Here is an 18,872-nt window from a genome sequence, read left to right on the forward strand (position 1 = left end):
CCTACACTTTCAAATACTTGCGTATCGAAATGGTGCTGCCCCAAATACCGATCAACGTTCCGAGTCCAATAATGAGTGCAGCGGTCAACAAGCCGGACTCCTTAACCGTGACGAGCTTAATCATCATTAGAGATAATTCCATTTGCGAGAATTGTACAAGCTCCGAATAACCGACTAACACGATAACGGTAGTAATAACGGAGCTGATAATCCCGATCAACGCTCCTTCAATGAAGAACGGCCAACGAATAAACGAGTTCGTTGCCCCCACGAGCTTCATAATGCCAATCTCGCGGCGTCTTGCAATAATCGTCATTTTGATCGTGTTGGAAATGAGGAACATAGCCGTAACTCCTAAACCAATAACCACAACGATACCGATAATCCGCAGAGCATTCGTTACTTTAAATAAAGTCTCTACCGTCCCTTGGCCGTATTTAACCTTGGCAATCGGCTGCGTTTCGTCTGCTTTGTTAATGGCTTCGATCTGGCTAGCTGCCTGTGCGATCGAACGGGGATCGTATACCTCTACCGTGAATGAATCGGGCAGCGGATTTTCTTCGTTCTCGTAACCGTCGAGCAGCTCTTTGTTTTCTTCACCCAAATTTTTGCGAAGCAGCTCCAACCCCTCTGCCTTGGACACAAATGTTACTTTGCTTACCTCGGTGATGTTGCCGATCTTGTTTTGAAGCTCCGTCATCTTCGCCTTCTCGACATTAAGCTGCAGGAAAACACGAATTTGCACTTGGCTTTCTATTTGAGCAGACATGCTGTTCACATTCAACGCAAGCAATAAAAAGACGCCTAATATAAATAGGGAAATGAAAATTGAACTCATAGAAGCGAACGACATCCAGCCGTTTCTAATAATGTTTTTGGCGCCCTCGCGAAAGTGACGGAGTATCGTTCTAAGCTTCATAGCCGTACTCCCCTCTCGCCTCATCGCGAACGATATTGCCGTTCTCGATTGCAATAACGCGCTTGCGCATGGAGTTAACGATATCTTTGTTGTGCGTCGCCATAATGATGGTTGCGCCTCTGAAGTTAATTTCCTCAAGCAAATTCATGATGCCGAGCGAAGTCTCCGGATCAAGGTTTCCGGTAGGCTCGTCCGCCACAATAACTGACGGATTATTGACGATCGCACGCGCGATCGATACCCGCTGCTGCTCACCGCCTGACAAATGCGCAGGCAAGCTTGCATGCTTATGCTTTAGACCGACGAGATCGAGCACCTCCATCGTCCGCTTCTTAATAATGCGGCGCGGCGCTTCGATAACTTCCATTGCGAAAGCGACATTTTCATATACGGTTAATTTGGGGAGTAAACGGAAGTCTTGAAAAATAACACCGATGTTGCGCCTGACAAACGGGATTTTGCGAGGCTTCAGCTTGCCGATGTTAAAGCCATTTACTGAAAGCTGACCCTTGGTCGGTACTTCCTCCCGGTAAATCAATTTCATAAATGTCGATTTCCCTGCGCCTGACGGCCCAACCAAATATACAAACTCATTGCGATCTATTCGAACAGAGACGCCTCTTAACGCATGCGTTCCGTCGGTGTACGTTTTCCAGATGTCTTGCATCTCAATCACATTATCACATCCTGTTAATAGTCAGTTGTACTATTTCGACAGGTTGCGCTGAATTCCTTCATAAGCAGATCGCTTTCCTCATATTTCACAAATCTCATATTAAAAGCATTTGTCGAATGGAGGTCAGGAGTACTATTAGACAAAATTGCAGCGTATGCCGCATATACATATAAAACTGTCTTTTTCTTCTCAAAAAAAGGAGTGGGTCGTCATCATAAAACGAATACATATCGGAATCATTGTCATCTTTTCTCTGCTGCTCGCGGCAGCAATCGGCTGGGGATTTGTATGGAATTATGCGCTTCAGAAAACCGTTCCAGAGGGAGTCGTTGCAGGGGGCATTCCAATCGGAGGGATGCTCGTTGGCGATGCAATTACGCGGTTAGAGACGTATGAGAAATCTCTGCTTCAACGGACAATAACGATTCAAGCCAACACTGCGGCGGACGACAGCAAGCAGTGGACGGTTAGCGATCTCGGTTACAAAGCAGGGTTTGCAGACGCCCGTTCCGCCTTGCAAAAGCTTAGCGAAGGCGATATATGGGACCGGGCGGTATACCGCTATCAATTTCAAAAAACGTATGTGCTTACGCAAAGCTGGAACCGTGACGCATTCGACGCTGCCGTTCGCAAGCAGTGGAGCTGGATCGAAAAAAGCGAAACTAAAAATGCTTCCCGCACAATTACAGATGACGATAAGGTCGTTTATGAACCGCATGTCGACGCTTACCGATTAGATTTAGGCAAGCTGATTGACGAGGTAGACGAATGGGTAGTGCTCGAGAAGGAGCAGATTGGAGATCCAGTCGAACAGGCTTTTGAAGCGGAGCTGCCGGTTGCTCTCATACACCCGGAAATCACATTGGAGAAGCTGAAGAACGAAGGCGTTGAGCGGAAAATAATCGAATTTACTACTGATTTTCGATCGAGCGCGGAGGGTCGTGCGTATAACGTCACTGTTACCGCCGAGGCTCTCAACGATTGGGTACTTGCGCCGGACGAAGTGTTCGACTATGGCAAGCTTATTGCCCGCGCTGAAGATCTGTATGATTACCGCGAAGCTCCGGTTATTTTGAACGGCAAGCTGGTGCCTGGTATCGGGGGCGGCATCTGCCAGGTTTCAAGCACGCTCTATAACGCCGTATTGCGCTCGGGGCTTGAGATCGTGGAGCGGCGAAATCATTCGCTGCCGGTTGCTTATTTGCCAATCGGACAGGATGCAACGTATGCGGGCGGCGCTATTAATTTCCGATTTAAAAATTCGACCGGAAAGCATATGGTTATCCGCACTAAGGTTAAGGACCGAAAGCTTACCATTAAGCTGTTTGGTACAATGAATGCTAAAGAGCGGTACGATATTGAATCGTTCACCGTCAAAACGATTGAGCCAACCGTTCAGGAGAAGATAAATACCAAATTATCTCCCGGGAAGAAGGTCACCGTAGAAAAAGGTAAGCAAGGCTACGTCGTCGAAACGTACCGCACGCTCATTCGGGACGGTGAAGTCATTAGCCGGGAAAAGGTATCGCGTGACACGTACAAGGCTCAGCCGACTATTGTTGAGATTGGACCAGGCAGTGGAGTGGAGCCAACGCCAACACCCGATCCGACACCGGCAGAACCGCTGCTGGAGGATGGGGTTTAAGTTACGAGCAAAAAAAGCAGTTCAGCAGGCAGCCAACGATGGCTGCTGCTGAACTGCTCTTTAATTTTTAGCGGCTTCCTTACTTACTCCGCTCCAGATACTCGGTTACCCATGAAGCTGTTTCTGCCAGCGCCAGTTCAGCGCGGCCGATTGCATCCTGCACCTGTACTTTTGCGGTGCCGCCGTATACGTTGCGCGCATTAACGACCTGCTCCGGCTGGAGCACGGCGTAAATGCGATCGTCGAACAGCTGCGAGAATTGCTTGAATTCGTCAAGCGTCAGGTCCAGCAAATATTTGTTTTGCTCGATGCAGTACAATACCGTTTTGCCGATAACCTCATGCGCCTGGCGGAACGGCAGCCCTTTGTTCACGAGGAAGTCGGCGATATCCGTCGCGTTCGAGAAATCCTGATTGACCGCTTGACGCATCCGGTCTTTGTTCACCTTCATCGTCGCGATCATCGGGGCGAACAGCTGAAGCGCGCCCTGCAGCGTCTTCACGGTGTCGAACATGCCTTCCTTATCTTCCTGCATGTCTTTATTGTAAGCGAGCGGAAGCGATTTTAGCACCGTAAGCAAGCCAACTAGATTGCCGTATACGCGTCCCGTTTTGCCGCGCACAAGCTCCGGCACATCCGGATTTTTCTTTTGCGGCATAATGCTGCTGCCCGTGCAGAACGCATCATCCAGCTCGACAAAATGGAACTCCGTGCTCGACCACATGATGAGCTCTTCGCTAAGGCGCGACAAATGCATCATAATGATCGACGCGTCCGACAAAAACTCCAGAATGAAGTCACGGTCGCTGACCGCGTCAAGGCTGTTTTCGTATACACGGTCAAACTTCAGCTGGCTCGCTACGAAATGGCGATCGATCGGGAATGTCGTTCCCGCCAATGCGCCCGCTCCGAGCGGCAGCACGTTGATACGCTTGTAGCTGTCCTGCAGACGCTCGATATCGCGTCCGAACATCGATACATACGCCATCAGATGATGCGCGAACAGAATCGGCTGCGCGCGCTGCAAATGCGTGTAACCCGGCACAATCGTGTCGATATTCGCCTTCGCCTGCTCGACTAGCGCCGATTGAAGCTTATGCAGCATATCGACAAACTCGACAACGCGCTTGCGGAGCCACAAATGCATATCCGTCGCTACTTGGTCGTTGCGGCTGCGGCCGGTGTGCAGCTTCCCTCCGACTGAACCGACATCGTCGATCAGCGTCTTCTCGATGTTCATATGAATATCTTCGTCCCCGATGGAGAATTCGATATCGTCGCGTTTAATGCGTTGAAGCACGCGGTGCAAACCGTCCTTGATTTTCTCAACGTCGTCCGCCGGCAAAATGCCCTGCTTGCCAAGCATCGTTACATGCGCCAAGCTGCCCTGAATATCCTCTTCGGCCAGTTCTTTGTCGAATAGGATCGAAGCCGTGTATTCCTCTACCAACTGGTCCGTTTTTTTCGTAAACCGACCGCCCCATAATTTACTCACTGGTTCGTTACACTCCCTTGTAAAGCTTATTTGCTGCTGACTGCGGATGATACTTTCAAACGCAAAGCGTTTAGACGGATGAAGCCTGTAGCATCGCCTTGATCATAAGCTTGCGAAGGATCAGCTTCCATCGTTGCGATATCAGGGTTATACAAGCTGACAGGGCTTTTCACGCCTGCTCCGATCACGTTGCCTTTGTAAAGCTTCAAGCGTACGACGCCGCTTACGTTCTTTTGCGATTCCGTTACGAGCGCCTGCAGCGCTAGACGTTCCGGTGCGAACCAGAAGCCGTTGTAAACGAGCTGGCTGTATTTTGCAATCAACGAATCGCGAAGGTGCATAACCTCGCGGTCCATTGTTAAGGATTCCATTTTGCGGTGAGCTACAAAAAGGATCGATCCGCCCGGAGTTTCGTACACGCCGCGGCTCTTCATGCCAACGAAACGGTTCTCGACCATGTCGACGCGTCCGATGCCGTGCTTGCCGCCAAGCTCGTTCAGCGTTTCCATAACGGCCAGCGGGCTAAGCTCCTTGCCGTTAATTGCCGTACAATTGCCTTCTTCAAAAGTAAGCTCTACGTATTCCGCTTTGTCCGGCGCATTCTCAGGGGAAACGCTCAGCACGTACATACTCTCGTTTTCTTCGGAGCTTGGATCGAACCAAGGATCCTCCAGCATGCCGCTCTCGAAGCTGATATGCAGCAGGTTGCGGTCAGTGGAATACGGCTTTGCCGCAGACGCCGTAACCGGAATGCCATGCTTCTCAGCGTAAGCGATCATCTCTGCGCGGCCCGGGAACTGTTCACGGAACGCTTCAAGACGCCATGGCGCGATAACGCCGATCTCAGGCGCCAATGCAGCAGCCGTCAGCTCAAAACGCACTTGATCGTTACCTTTGCCCGTTGCGCCGTGAGCAATCGCTGTTGCACCTTCCGCGCGGGCGATATCAACCATACGCTTAGCGATAAGCGGACGAGCGATCGATGTACCGAGCAAGTATTGGCCTTCATACAGCGTTCCAGCTTGGAACATTGGATAGATGAAATCTTTCGCGAACTCGTCGCGCAGGTCGTCAATGTATACCTTGGAAGCGCCTGTCGCAAGTGCTTTTGCCTCTAGGCCGTCAAGCTCATCCTTCTGCCCGATATCCGCCGTGAAAGCGATAATTTCCGCGTCGTACGTTTCTTTCAACCATTTGAGGATAACCGATGTATCCAAACCGCCGGAGTAGGCCAGCACGATTTTTTCTTTTGCCATGATCGTATATAACTTCCCTTCGAAATGAATTTGTATATGTGGAGCGATTGTTTAGGACATGATTGCGGCCATAATCGCTTTTTGCGCATGAAGACGGTTCTCTGCCTGATCGAAAATAATCGAGCTGTCGCCGTCGATGACCCCTTCACTCACTTCTTCGCCGCGGTGTGCCGGCAGGCAGTGCATGAACAAATAATCCTTCTTCGCGTATTTCGTCAAAGCCTCGTTAACCTGGTAAGCTGCGAAAGCAATCTCGCGTTCCTTCTGTTCCGCTTCTTGGCCCATACTCGCCCATACATCCGTATAGATGATATCCGCATCGGCAACAGCTTCCTTCGGATCGCGGCATACGTGAATCTTCGAGCCAGTCTCGGACGCGTGGTCCTTCGTTTGCTGTACGATATCGGCGTCCGGCTCGTAGCCTTCCGGCGTCGCTACAGACATATGAAGACCGAGCTTGGCAGCACCCATCATGAGCGAGTGCACCATGTTGTTTCCGTCGCCTACATAAGCGATTTTCAACCCTTCCAGACGGCCTTTGTGCTCCAAAATCGTTTGATAGTCGGCAAGCGCCTGGCATGGGTGCGACAGGTCAGTCAAACCGTTGATGACCGGAATCGTTGCTCCGCGTGCCAGCTCAACCACTTTGCGGTGTGCGAAGGTGCGGATCATGATGCCGTCCAAGTATCGCGACAGCGTTTGAGCTGTATCCCAAATCGTCTCGCCGCGGCCGATCTGCAGGTCGTTACCGCTTAGGAACAGCCCTTGGCCGCCAAGCTGGTACATCCCTACTTCGAACGAAACGCGTGTACGGGTTGAAGATTTCTCAAAAATCATGCCGAGCGTTTTGCCCTTCAGCACATGGTGGGTTTCCCCTGCTTTTTGCTTTCTCTTCAAATCGATTGCCAGGTCGATCAAGTAACGGATTTCCTCCGGCTTGAAATCAACCAGCATTAGAAAATCGCGACCTTTCAAGCTAATCGCCAATTCCTCGTTCAATATTCCTTGCATAGGTAAGCCCTCCTTCATATTGAAAGCTTTATTTATACAGGCCGCTTTGCTTCCAGCAGCTCCGCTAAAATCGCAACAGCCGTATCGATTTCTTCCTCTGTAACGAGCAAATTCGGCAGCAGGCGAATGACGTTTGGCCCTGCCGAGATGACAATTAGACCGCGCTCCTGCGCTTCGTTCAGAATCCCCGCAATCGGTTCCGCGCATTCAATACCGACAAGCAGTCCAAGACCGCGAACCTCATGCACAAAAGCGTTTCCTGCCAGCTTCCCGCGAAGCTGTCCGATCAAATACTCGCCCATTTGCGCTGCGCGCGCAGACAAGCCTTCGCCTACGATCGTCTCCAGCGTTGCTTTCACGACAGCAGTCGCAATCGGCGTACCGCCGAACGTCGAACCGTGGCTGCCTGCGGTGAAGCCTTCACGCAGCTTCTCCTTGGCTGCCATCGCACCGACCGGGAACCCGCTTCCCAGCCCTTTGGCCATGGTGAAAATGTCCGGCTCAATGCCGTAATGCTCGTAAGCAAACAGCTTGCCCGTACGTCCCATACCCGTCTGAATCTCGTCCGCTATGAGCAAAATGCCATGCTTTTCACACAAAGCGACGAGCCCTTTCATATACGCAGCATCGACCGGATAAATACCGCCTTCCGCCTGCACCATCTCCAGCATTATAGCAGCTGTCTTATCGGATACAGCCGCCTCTAAAGCTTCCAGATCATTCAGAGGAATCGTCTTGAAGCCTTCAGGCAGCGGCGCAAAGCCTTCCTTCACCTTCGCTTGACCCGTCGCCGTAAGCGTCGCGAGCGTCCGTCCGTGGAATGACTGTTCGAAAGTAATGATTTCGTAACGTCCGTTATTCAGTACTTTCTGGTTATAACGGCGGGCAAGCTTAATGGCCGCTTCGTTCGCCTCGGCACCTGAGTTGCAGAAGAACACAGCATCGGCGCAGCTGTTATCGGTAATCAGCTTCGCCGCTTCCACCTGGTTCGGAATATGAAACAAGTTGGATACATGCCACAGCTCATCGAGCTGCTTGATAAGCGCCGCTTTAATTTGCTTTGGGGCATGCCCGAGGTTCGTTACAGCAATACCGCTCATAAAATCGAGATAACGCTTGCCTTGATCATCCCAAAGCCAGCTGCCGTCACCCTTTACCAATGCAATCGGATATCTCGCATATGTAGGAAACAGAGATAGATCGGCTGCTGCCGTCTTCGTCTCGCTCATCGACCTTACACCCGCCTTTCATTCATCTGAACAATTCGCGTACCGACGCCGCCCTCGCGGACAGCCCTCGTTAACACGCCCTGTTCCTCACCGCTTACGATCACAACCTCGCGCACACGGCCCTGGATACATTGGATAGCCGCGCGCACTTTAGGAATCATGCCGCCATAAATTTCGCCGCTCGCAATCATCGCTTCAATATCTTCTACCGTTGCAACAGGCAATACCTGCTTTTGGCCGTCCACCGTCTTCAAAATGCCGGGAACGTCCGTTACGACGATCATCCGCTCCACGCCCAGATGAGAGGCAACCGCACCTGCGGCCGTATCGGCGTTAATATTATAACGCTGGCCCTGCCCGTCAATCCCGATTGGCGCAATGACGGGGATATACCCCATTTCCATTACGCCTTCGATAAGCGCGGCATTCACATCCGTCACGTCGCCAACGAAGCCGATTTCCGCAGCATTTGCAACCGGCTGAGCCTGGATAAGCATGCCGTCCACGCCCGATAAGCCTAGCGCCTTCGCTCCGTTTGTTTGGATTTTGCGCACAATCTCTTTATTGATTCGCCCTGCAAGCACCATCTCCACCACGTCAAGGACAGCGTCATTGGTCTTACGAAGACCGTTCACGAACTCCGTCTCAATGCCAAGCTTGCCGAGCGTCTCCGATATGGCGGGTCCGCCTCCATGTACAATAACCGGGCGCACGCCCGTAAGCTGCAGCTCACGCAGCTCATCAAAAAAGCTATTCGGCAGCGCCGCAAGCGTGCTGCCGCCGCATTTCATCACAAACCGTTGCTCCGTCACTGTTCCATACCCTCCAACGTTCATTCGCTTACGTCCGGTACGCCGCGTTAATGCGAACATAGTCGTACGTCAAATCACAGCCCCAAGCCGTCGCCTTGCCATCGCCGTTATGAAGATCCACGCGAATAACGACGGTATCGCCTTTTAAATATTCCAAAGCAATCTCTTCATCAAATACAACGGGACGTGATTGCTCTAACGTTAAAATATCGCCTAAACGGATGTCGACCGTCTCCGGATTAACCGGCTGTCCTGCGCGGCCGACCGCCGCAATAATTCGGCCCCAGTTCGCATCGGCACCGAACACTGCCGACTTCACGAGCGACGATCCGATGACCGTCTTCGCAATCGCTTGCGCGGAATCGTCGCTAACCGCTCCGTTCACCTGCACCTCAACGAGCTTCGTCGCGCCTTCGCCATCGCGCGCGATCGCTTTCGCCAGCACCTCGCACACATAACGAACTGCTGCCGCAAAAGCAGCCCAGCCCTCGTGCTGCGGTGTCAGCTCGCGGTTGCCGGCAAGTCCGCTTGCCATGGCAACGAGCATGTCGTTCGTGCTTGTATCGCCATCTACCGTAATCATGTTGAAAGTAAGGTCCGTTGCCTGGCGCAGCAGCTGCTGCAGCGCCTCGCTGCCGATTGCGGCATCCGTCGTTACGAAGCCGAGCATCGTCGCCATGTTAGGATGAATCATTCCCGACCCTTTGGCAGCGCCCGCTACATGGATGCGCTGACCGTCAAGCTCAAGCTCTACGCAAACCATTTTCTGAACAAGATCCGTTGTTAGAATCGCTTGGCAGAAGCCGTCCGCGCCTTCGCGGCTGCCTTCCAAACGTGAAGGAAGCTCATCGATACCGCTGCGCACCTTATCCATCTTCAGCAGCTCGCCGATAACGCCCGTCGAAGCAACCGCTACATGATCCGCCGATACGCCGATCGACTCTGCAAACCGTGCGCGCATTTCGTATGCATCCGCATCCCCTTGCTTGCCTGTGCATGCATTCGCGTTGCCGCTGTTCACCAGCACCGCGCGCAGCACGCCGCCCGCTCCGATGCTTTCACGAGTTACCTGAAGCGGTGCCGCTTGGAACACATTGGTCGTATAAACGCCCGCTGCCGCCGCCGGCACTTCACAGACGATCGCTCCCAGATCGTTGCGCGTCGTTTTTTTGAGACCGCAATGCAGTCCGCCTGCTTTGAATCCTTTAGGCGTTGTTATCGAGCCGTCTGCGACGACCGAGAACAATGATGCCCTATTCTCCTGTCCCATGGTAGAATCGTATCCCCTTCACGTGTATGAGTGTATTTTTACGGATAAGCCGGGACAAATTGCAAACCAAGCGTCTCGTCCCAGCCCATCATCAAATTCATGTTTTGTATCGCTTGGCCTGCTGCGCCTTTAACCAAATTATCAATAACGGAAACGATCGTTACGCGTCCCGTACGCTGGTCTACCGCAAAGCCGATATCGCAGTAATTCGAGCCCCATACTTCCTTCGTCGCCGGCCATTGACCTTCCGGACGAATACGCACGAAGCGGCGGCCTTCATAATAAGAACGGTATAATTCGATAAAATCATTTGTGCTCCGCTCGCCCTGTACGCTCGCGTACATCGTCGACATTATGCCCCGCGTCATCGGCACGAGATGCGTCGTAAATGTCGTCACGACCGGTTTTGTAGCAACATCAGACAATACCATTTCAATTTCAGGAATATGCTGATGTTTGTTTAGCTTATATGCTTTCAGGTTTTCATTGAGTTCTGAATAATGAGTGCCAAGCGAAGCTCCGCGACCCGCGCCGGAAACACCCGACTTCGCATCGATTATAATCGTAGACGGATCGATCCAGCCTTCTTTTACAGCAGGGATTAGGCCAAGCAGCGTAGCTGTCGGATAACAGCCGGGATTTGAAATGAATGACGCATCAAGCACCTGGTCACCATAAATTTCGGCGAGCCCGAAAACCGCTTGCTGTAAATACGCTTCTTCTGCAGCTTCCTTATTGTACCACTGCTTATACAGTTCAGCTGACTTCAACCGGAAATCACCGGATAAATCGATGATTTTCAAGCCCGCTTCAAGCAGCTCCGGCGCAAGCTTGGCTGCCACGCCGGGAGGTGTTGCAAGAAAGACGACGTCTGCCTTCGCTTTAATGGCATCGGGCTCGACATCATCGAGCAATTCTTCCCGTATGCCCGTTAAATGCGGATATCCTTCTGCAATCGGCGTTCCTGCACTGGATGACGAGATGACCGAGGTCACTTCAGCCAGCGGATGAGAAGCCAATAATCGAATCAGCTCTACACCGCCGTAGCCGGTAGAGCCGATAATCGCAATTTTCAACTTTGTGCTCATATTATTCTCTCCCCGTAACTGGACGCCGCGCACCGCATTCGCCTTTCCAGGCAAGCAGGCAGCAGCCCCATCTATTGCTCTTTCCGATAAGCGGAAAGATTGTCTTCTTCTTCAACTAATTATTTTACATCATTCGGCAGTTGATGGAAATAAGCACTAGGTTCCGTATTATTATACATTCGAATTCATAATAATACAACGAATAAATCTGCTGTCAGCTCTCCAGTTTAAAGCCCTGTCCCAACACCTCGGCGGTATTGCTTATGATGACAAAAGCACCTGAATCTATCGCCCGCACAAGCTGCTTCAGCTTCGGCACCTCGTTTTGCCCGACGACAACCATAAGTACCGTTCGACCTGCTCCTGTATACCCGCCATGGCCATCAAGCCTGGTCAACCCGCGGTCAAGATCATGCAAAATAGCTTCCGCAACCGCTTCGGATTGATCGCTTATGATGAAAGCAACCTTGGACAGCTGTAAGCCGCTTTGTACGAAATCTATTGTCTTGCTAGTCACAAATAACCCAATCAGTGCATATAACGCAATTTCAGGCGATAGGAGCAACCCGGCTGCCGCTATAACACATCCATCAAAGCAAACAATCGCCAAGCTTAGCGGAAGCCCCGTATAGCGATGCAATATTTGCGCGGCCAGATCGATTCCCCCGGTCGAGCCGCCGCCGCGAAACACAAGACCAAGCCCAAGGCCGACACCGATACCGCCATAAATGGCAGCGAGCAGTGGATTGCCTGTCGGCGAAGGCCAACCATCCGTCAGCAGCACGAACAATGGAAGCAATATCGAGCCAAGCGCTGTTTTGAACGCGAACCGCTTGCCCAGCAGCCACAAGCCGGCAACAAACAGCGGAATGTTGATCGCCCATTGCGTAATGGCCGGCGTAATGCCTGCCATTCTCTGTACAAGAATCGATATGCCTGATACGCCTCCGGAGGCGATACCGTTCGGAACCATGAACATATTAAAACTGATTGCAACAATGACAGACCCAATAAGAAGCTGGACGACACTCCAAACGGTCTGTGTCCGCGAACTTAACGTACGCCCGCCTTTTCTTCGCTTTGTCGGACTACCCTTCATCTCTTCTATCTCCTTACCCCAGCCTTCGATTTACCCGCATTCGCAAAAAGAAGAGTTCCACACCTTATCAGTGTTGGAACTCTTCGCCTGAGCTATGCATTTTATAGGTGCCGCACGTTAGTCATGACGAATCTGACTGCGTAAATAACCATCAATAAACGCATCCAAATCGCCGTCCATAACCGCGCCGACATTCCCCGTCTCCACCGATGTACGGTGATCCTTCACCATGCTGTACGGATGGAAAACATACGAACGGATTTGGCTGCCCCAAGCAATATCCGATTGCTCGCCGCGAATTTCTGCCAATGCCTTCATTTGCTCCTCGATCTTCCGTTCATACAGCTTGGAACGTAGCATCTTCATTGCCCGTTCACGGTTCTGTATTTGCGAACGCTCCTGCTGGCATGCGACGACAATGCCTGATGGTATATGCGTAATCCGGATAGCCGACTCCGTCTTGTTGACGTGCTGACCGCCCGCTCCGCTTGCACGGTACGTATCCACCTTCAAATCCTCGGTACGAATCTCAATCTCAATATCGTCATCGATTTCCGGCATCACGTCACAGGATGCAAACGATGTATGGCGGCGGCCGGCCGAGTCGAACGGCGATATCCGAACGAGTCGATGCACGCCTTTCTCCGCCTTCAGGTAGCCGTAGGCATTGTAGCCTTTGACCAAAATCGTAACGCTCTTAATACCTGCCTCATCACCCGGCAAATAATCGAGCAGCTCGACTTTGAAGCCCCGTTTCTCCGCCCAGCGCGTATACATCCGGTACAGCATCAGTCCCCAGTCCTGCGACTCCGTACCGCCAGCACCCGGATGAAGCTCCAAAATCGCATTCAGCTTATCGTACGGCTGATTAAGCAGCAGCTGCAGCTCGAACTCGCTGACTTTGCGCAGCAGCTCCTGCACGCCGCTCACCACATCCGCTTGAAGCGACTCGTCGTTTTCCTCTTCCGCCAGCTCCAGCAGCATCTGCAGCTCTTCCTGCTCGCTGTTCAGCCGTTCATATTGCTCTACGACCGACTTGACAGCATTAAGCTCGGAAATAACGCTTTGCGCCTTCTCGTTGTCATCCCAGAAATCGGGGAAGGTCATCTTCTCTTCGAAGTTTGCAATGATCTCCTGCTTAAGATCTAAGTCAAAGAGACCCCCTGAGCTCTTGGAGCCGCTTGGCCATTTCACGCAGGTCTTGTTTAACCGTTATGTCTATCATAGCGCCGCTTCACCTCAAAATAGTTGTTCATCCACTTACCGTATGCTGCATGATCCGGCGCTGTTCCTTACTTGCCGTGACATTGCTTGTACTTCTTGCCGCTGCCGCATGGGCAGCTATCGTTACGGCCGACGCGCTCCTCGCGCTTGGCAGGACGCTTCTCTTGCGCTTCTCCGCCGCCGCTTGTCGTGGTCGTTTGCCCCTTCGCTACCTCTTGACGCTCCAGGTTGCTCTCAACGCGCGCCTTCATAATATATTTCGCGACTTCCTCTTGAATGTTCTCGATCATTTCCTTGAACATTTCGAAGCCTTCAAACTGGTATTCGCGAAGCGGATCGGTACCGCCATAAGCTCGTAAATGGATACCTTGACGAAGCTGGTCCATCGCATCGATGTGATCCATCCATTTGCTGTCTACCGCACGAAGCACAACGACCTTCTCGAACTCGCGCATCGTTTCCGGCCCAAGCTCTTCTTCGCGCTGATCATAGTATTCAACGACCTTCTTATAAATAAAGTCGATGATTTCTTCCTTCTCTTTGCCCCATAGCACTTCCTTTGTCAAAGTGCCTTCCTGCAGGAATGTTGCATGCGCATAATCCACAATGGCCTGCAAATCCCATTCCTCCGGAATATCCTCCGCGCAGTGTGCCTCTACAATGCGGTCGATAACCGGTTTAATCATATCCATGACTTCCTTGCGGATATTTTCCGAGCCAAGAATGTCGCGGCGCTGCTTGTAAATAACTTCACGCTGCTGGTTCATGACATCGTCGTACTGCAATACGACCTTCCGGATGTCAAAGTTGTTGCCTTCGACGCGTTTCTGAGCAGATTCAATTGCTCTTGAGATCATGCGGCTCTCGATCGGCTGATCCTCATCAAGTCCAAGCTTATCCATCATGCCCATAATGTTCTCGGAGCCGAAACGGCGCATCAGCTCGTCTTCTAGGGACAAATAAAATTGCGTTGAGCCCGGATCGCCTTGACGTCCGGAACGGCCGCGCAGCTGATTATCGATCCGCCGGCTTTCATGCCGTTCCGTACCGATAATGTGCAAGCCGCCAATGTCAGCAACGGTATCGCCCAGCAAAATGTCGGTACCGCGGCCGGCCATGTTCGTCGCAATCGTAACCGAGCCGGCTTGCCCGGCACGAGAAATAATTTCCGCTTCCTCGGCATGGAACTTGGCGTTAAGCACCTTATGCGCAATTCCTCTGCGCTTCAGCATATCAGCAAGCTTCTCCGAGTTTTCGATCGAAATCGTACCGACGAGCACGGGTTGATTTTTGCTGTGACGCGCCACGATCTCTTCAACAACCGCTTTAAACTTGCCGTTCTCGGATTTATATACGACATCCGGCAAATCTTTACGGATCATCGAACGGTTCGTAGGCACTTGAATAACGTCCAGGCCGTAAATCCGTTTAAACTCTTCTTCCTCTGTCTTCGCCGTACCGGTCATACCGGCCAGCTTGCGGTACATACGGAAGTAGTTTTGGAACGTAATGGTCGCAAGCGTCATGCTCTCATTTTGAACCTTCAGCTGTTCCTTTGCTTCTATCGCCTGATGCAGACCGTCGCTGTAACGGCGACCCGACATCAAACGGCCCGTAAATTCGTCGACGATGACGACTTCGTCTTCCTGCACGACGTAATCGACATCGCGCCTCATAATAAAGTTAGCCTTCAAAGCTTGCTCAACGTGGTGATTAATAAGCACGTTCGCATGGTCAAATAAGTTCTCAATCTGGAAAGCCCGCTCCGCCTTCTCAACGCCCGCTTCTGTCAGCGTTACGTTGCGCAGCTTCACATCAATCGTATAATCCTCTTCCGCCTTCAAGCGGCTTACAAAACGGTCCGCGGCGAAATAAAGCTCAGTCGACTTCGCAGCTTGTCCGGAAATAATAAGCGGAGTCCGCGCCTCATCAACCAGAATGGAGTCCACCTCATCGATAATCGCAAAATATAACGGGCGTTGTACCATTTGTTCCTTGTACAGCACCATATTGTCGCGCAAATAATCGAACCCGAATTCATTGTTCGTACCGTGAGTAATATCGCAAGCATAAGCATGCTGCTTCTCTTCATGCGACAAGCCGTGTACGTTACAGCCGACAGTCATACCAAGGAACTCGTATATTTGTCCCATAATCTCACTATCGCGCTGAGCCAAGTAATTGTTGACCGTAATGACATGTACGCCTTTGCCTAGCAAAGCATTTAGATATACTGGAAGCGTCGCAACGAGCGTCTTGCCTTCACCCGTTTTCATTTCCGCTATTTTACCCTCGTGGAGTGCCATTCCGCCAAGCAGCTGCACGTCAAAATGACGCATGCCCAGCGTACGCTTCGATGCTTCTCGTACCGTTGCAAAAGCTTCCGGTAGCAGATCGTCTAACGTTTCGCCTTTTTCTATTCTCATTTTAAATTCATCGGTTTTTGCGCGAAGCGCCTCGTCTGACAGAGAAGTAAATTTCGATTCCATTGCATTAATTTCTTCTACCGTCCGCGTGAGCCGTTTTACTTCACGCTCGTTTGGGTCGCCGAATATCTTTTTCACTAGTCCGAGCATGTCTTCCGTTGCCCCTTTCGTAATTACGCCTCTATCCTTAAATTGTAACAGTTTGTAGACAACGCCGCAACGAGGCCCTTTGAAAAGAAAAAGCCTCTCTCCAAAAAGGAGAAAAGGCTCATTCGTATAAGTATAATGGCAGTTAGCCTTGTTCAATTAATCCGTACTTCCCATCGCTGCGTTTGTATACGACGTTAACCTCCTCACTTTCGATATTCGCAAAGACGAAGAAGCTATGTCCTACCATATTCATTTGCAATATCGCTTCTTCCACGTCCATGGGCTTCAAGTTGAAACGCTTCGTCCGTACGAGTTCCAGTTCGTCTTCCTCATCCAGAACGCTTACTGCCGAGCCTTCCTCCCTGAACAAGGAGCGTACCCCGCTGCCTTGGCGGAACTTACGGTTAACCTTCGTCTTATGTTTACGTATTTGCCGTTCGAGTTTATCCGTTACTAAATCAATAGAAGCGTACATATCCTCGCTTCTCTCCTCGGCTCTTAGCATGACGCCGACTAGTGGAATGGTCACCTCAACTGTATGCTTCCCTTTGGTGACGGATAGTGTTACGTTAATTTCGGAGGCGACTGGTGTTTCAAAGTATTTGTCCAATCGGCTGAGTTTCTTTTCGACGTAGTCTCTCAATGCGTCTGTCACTTGAAAGTGTTGACCTCGAATGTTGTAGTTCATGGGGAACTCCTCCTTTACATGAGCTTATTATAACATATGCAGGTGTCTAGAGTAAAATTGTTTTTAGTTTATTTCGAATTTTCAGATAAATGATTCGATAGTACTAGCATATCTGGTTTAGGGTTGAAATGCCTCCATTCATAGTCAAACAGAAAAAAGCCCCGGTTACCCGGAGCTTGTGTTAGTCACTTGTGTGTTGATCCATATATGGTGGCTGGATCAGCCAAATAATTACAGTTTAACTACGTTTGCAGCTTGTGGACCACGAGCGCCTTCAACGATATCGAACTCCACTGATTGGCCTTCTTCAAGTGTTTTGAAACCTTCGGTTTGGATTGCGGAGAAATGAACAAATACGTCGCCGCCTTGCTCAGTCTCGATAAATCCATAACCTTTCTCTGCGTTAAACCATTTAACTTTACCTTGCATCTGCAAACATTCCCTTCATCTTCAAATACTGTGAGGCATCTCATTGTATAACCCACAATTTGACTATAACACCAGCCTCACGGAATTGTCAAACAATTTGTTGTAAGCGAATTCATTCAAGCTGTGCTTCACTTTTCCTCGCTCATGTCGATTCTTATCGAAAAATATTTTGTATTCATCTTATGCTAAAATGGAGCGAGTGTTACGGAGAATTGCTTTCATCGTATCCGATTCAATTGGAATACTTCCACCGACTTTTATTTTGCGTATCCTCACGTCTAAGCTTTTCAACTGATCCGTAAGAACTACACCGGTAAACGGAAGTCCATCCGGAAGCTGAACTTCAAAAGGATACTCCTTGACTTGATTGGTGATTGGACACACGAGAGCAAAGCCGGTCAGATCATTAAAATCTGCTTCAGATAGTACAATGGCAGGTCGACGGCCAGCTTGTTCCCGACCTGCTTGCGAATCAAAGTCAAGCCAAACCAGATCGCCGCGTGCGGGAATAGTCAAATCAGTTCGTCTCCTTCAATTCCCAGGTCGATTTCTTCATGCCGTGGTGAATCCGGCTTGATTTTCGAGAGAAGCACTTTCATATGAGCACGAAGCTCCTCGTTCGATTCTTCCGGCTTTACCATAGGACGAAGCAAAATATCTTTACTTCTTTAAATACAAAAAAAGAAGCCACCCAACGGGCGGCACTCCATGCTAAACTTCAATATCACTTTATCGTTTCGTGTCGAAAAATAAACTATCGTCGACGTATGAGGCTGACTCATACATCGACTTTGACCGCTTACCCCTATTAATCTTATCAATTTCATGATTAGCTTCGTTGCGAAGCACCGTCATTCTGCCGGTAATGATGGTGTCCATCTCAGTAATTCGAGATATCTCAAAGCGAAACGCCGCCACTTGATCAGGGGCCGGTATGAGTTGCTGAAGTTCAGCAAATACTATATCCCGCTCCTGCATATAAACCTCTATATCTTCAAGCTTGCAGCTATCAATCCGTTCTATCAACTTAGACGACAGTTGAATGAGTCTTAGCAAAAGCGTTTCCATTCGTTTGCCCTTCTAACTGATTGTATTGTTTAGCCGCTTGAATCCATGTTTCTTTCAACTCTATAAGATGACCAAGCACCTCTTCGGCTGGTTCCGTGCTTTTCTTAATATTCGCCTCTATAAGGCGCTTATTGAAATAGTCGTACAAACGCAATAGATTGTCAGCAATAGAGGTCGAACGATCCAGCGTTATAATGAATTCATTAATAATATCTTGAGTTTTCAACAGACTCGTATTCGCTTCAGCATAGTTCTGCTCTTTAATGGCTTCAATCCCCTGTCGGCAGAAGCGAATCGCACCGTCATATAGCATAATAAGCAGTTGTGCCGGAGCAGCAGTCCGAACAGTTGTTTCCAAGTATTTATTGCGCTGTTGAAGTTGCATGC

The 18,872-nt window shown here is 50.5% G+C and carries 19 protein-coding genes; 1 reads left to right on the forward strand and 18 read right to left on the reverse strand.

The genetic code is table 11. The features are described 5' to 3' along the window. Position 1 precedes the first annotated feature (1 nt). Positions 2-919: a permease-like cell division protein FtsX gene (gene ftsX / locus DFP97_RS17635; protein ID WP_114381513.1), complete on the reverse strand. Its 918-nt coding sequence runs from the start codon at positions 917-919 to the stop codon at positions 2-4. Next, positions 909-1,595, reverse strand: coding sequence for a cell division ATP-binding protein FtsE (gene ftsE, locus DFP97_RS17640; RefSeq protein ID WP_114381514.1), 687 nt, complete (start codon positions 1,593-1,595; stop codon positions 909-911). The genes ftsX and ftsE overlap by 11 nt, the downstream gene beginning before the upstream one ends. 154 nt (positions 1,596-1,749) lie before the next feature. Between ftsE and DFP97_RS17645 the strand changes: the two genes are divergently transcribed. Next, on the forward strand, positions 1,750-3,240 hold the full coding sequence (locus DFP97_RS17645) for a VanW family protein (protein WP_245976386.1): 1,491 nt from the start codon (positions 1,750-1,752) through the stop codon (positions 3,238-3,240). A gap of 79 nt (positions 3,241-3,319) precedes the next feature. Here the strand turns inward: DFP97_RS17645 and argH are convergent, their stop codons facing one another. The 16 genes from argH to fliS form a co-directional block, all read right to left on the reverse strand. Beyond that, complete coding sequence (gene argH, locus DFP97_RS17650) at positions 3,320-4,735, reverse strand: argininosuccinate lyase (protein WP_114381515.1); 1,416 nt, start codon at positions 4,733-4,735, stop codon at positions 3,320-3,322. A gap of 26 nt (positions 4,736-4,761) precedes the next feature. Beyond that, positions 4,762-5,991, reverse strand: coding sequence for an argininosuccinate synthase (locus DFP97_RS17655; RefSeq protein WP_114381516.1), 1,230 nt, complete (start codon positions 5,989-5,991; stop codon positions 4,762-4,764). A 51-nt stretch (positions 5,992-6,042) separates the two neighbouring features. After that, entirely contained in the window at positions 6,043-7,002 is a 960-nt protein-coding gene (argF, locus tag DFP97_RS17660; RefSeq protein ID WP_114381517.1) for an ornithine carbamoyltransferase, read from the reverse strand. A gap of 32 nt (positions 7,003-7,034) precedes the next feature. Further along, positions 7,035-8,231 (reverse strand): acetylornithine transaminase, encoded by a 1,197-nt coding sequence (locus DFP97_RS17665; protein WP_114381518.1) that lies wholly within the window; start codon positions 8,229-8,231, stop codon positions 7,035-7,037. A gap of 5 nt (positions 8,232-8,236) precedes the next feature. After that, positions 8,237-9,022 carry an acetylglutamate kinase gene (gene argB / locus DFP97_RS17670; RefSeq protein ID WP_245976388.1) on the reverse strand — a complete coding sequence of 262 codons (786 nt, stop codon included), beginning with the start codon at positions 9,020-9,022 and terminating at the stop codon, positions 8,237-8,239. Positions 9,023-9,071: 49 nt separating this feature from the next. After that, positions 9,072-10,313 carry a bifunctional ornithine acetyltransferase/N-acetylglutamate synthase gene (gene argJ, locus DFP97_RS17675; RefSeq protein ID WP_114381520.1) on the reverse strand — a complete coding sequence of 414 codons (1,242 nt, stop codon included), beginning with the start codon at positions 10,311-10,313 and terminating at the stop codon, positions 9,072-9,074. A 38-nt stretch (positions 10,314-10,351) separates the two neighbouring features. Next, entirely contained in the window at positions 10,352-11,401 is a 1,050-nt protein-coding gene (argC, locus tag DFP97_RS17680; protein WP_114381521.1) for an N-acetyl-gamma-glutamyl-phosphate reductase, read from the reverse strand. Between the two features lie 214 nt (positions 11,402-11,615). After that, positions 11,616-12,500: a YitT family protein gene (locus DFP97_RS17685; protein ID WP_114381522.1), complete on the reverse strand. Its 885-nt coding sequence runs from the start codon at positions 12,498-12,500 to the stop codon at positions 11,616-11,618. Positions 12,501-12,617: 117 nt separating this feature from the next. Next, positions 12,618-13,725, reverse strand: a protein-coding gene (gene prfB / locus DFP97_RS17690) for a peptide chain release factor 2 (protein ID WP_114381523.1) whose coding sequence is annotated in 2 segments (ribosomal slippage) — positions 12,618-13,652 and positions 13,654-13,725 — 1,107 coding nt in all. Because the reading frame shifts where the segments join, the coding sequence is not laid out codon by codon here. Between the two features lie 67 nt (positions 13,726-13,792). After that, a complete protein-coding gene (gene secA, locus DFP97_RS17695) occupies positions 13,793-16,300 on the reverse strand; it encodes a preprotein translocase subunit SecA (protein ID WP_114381699.1) in 2,508 nt (835 codons plus the stop codon). A gap of 142 nt (positions 16,301-16,442) precedes the next feature. After that, the gene (gene hpf / locus DFP97_RS17700; protein WP_114381524.1) at positions 16,443-16,988 is read right to left on the reverse strand and encodes a ribosome hibernation-promoting factor, HPF/YfiA family; all 546 of its coding nucleotides are present in this window, start codon (positions 16,986-16,988) and stop codon (positions 16,443-16,445) included. A 231-nt stretch (positions 16,989-17,219) separates the two neighbouring features. Next, a complete protein-coding gene (locus DFP97_RS17705) occupies positions 17,220-17,417 on the reverse strand; it encodes a cold-shock protein (protein ID WP_028608231.1) in 198 nt (65 codons plus the stop codon). Positions 17,418-17,597: 180 nt separating this feature from the next. After that, on the reverse strand, positions 17,598-17,933 hold the full coding sequence (locus tag DFP97_RS17710; protein WP_114381525.1) for a type II toxin-antitoxin system PemK/MazF family toxin: 336 nt from the start codon (positions 17,931-17,933) through the stop codon (positions 17,598-17,600). Further along, on the reverse strand, positions 17,930-18,070 hold the full coding sequence (locus DFP97_RS17715; protein ID WP_245976347.1) for a hypothetical protein: 141 nt from the start codon (positions 18,068-18,070) through the stop codon (positions 17,930-17,932). Before DFP97_RS17715 ends, DFP97_RS17710 begins: the two co-directional genes overlap by 4 nt. A gap of 76 nt (positions 18,071-18,146) precedes the next feature. Then, positions 18,147-18,485: a hypothetical protein gene (locus tag DFP97_RS17720; RefSeq protein ID WP_114381526.1), complete on the reverse strand. Its 339-nt coding sequence runs from the start codon at positions 18,483-18,485 to the stop codon at positions 18,147-18,149. Further along, positions 18,445-18,870: a flagellar export chaperone FliS gene (gene fliS / locus DFP97_RS17725; RefSeq protein WP_114381527.1), complete on the reverse strand. Its 426-nt coding sequence runs from the start codon at positions 18,868-18,870 to the stop codon at positions 18,445-18,447. The genes DFP97_RS17720 and fliS overlap by 41 nt, the downstream gene beginning before the upstream one ends. Between the last annotated feature and the right edge of the window lie 2 nt (positions 18,871-18,872).

Origin of the sequence: Paenibacillus prosopidis, from assembly GCF_003337375.1 — a bacterium.
Lineage (GTDB): Bacteria > Bacillota > Bacilli > Paenibacillales > Paenibacillaceae > Pristimantibacillus > Pristimantibacillus prosopidis.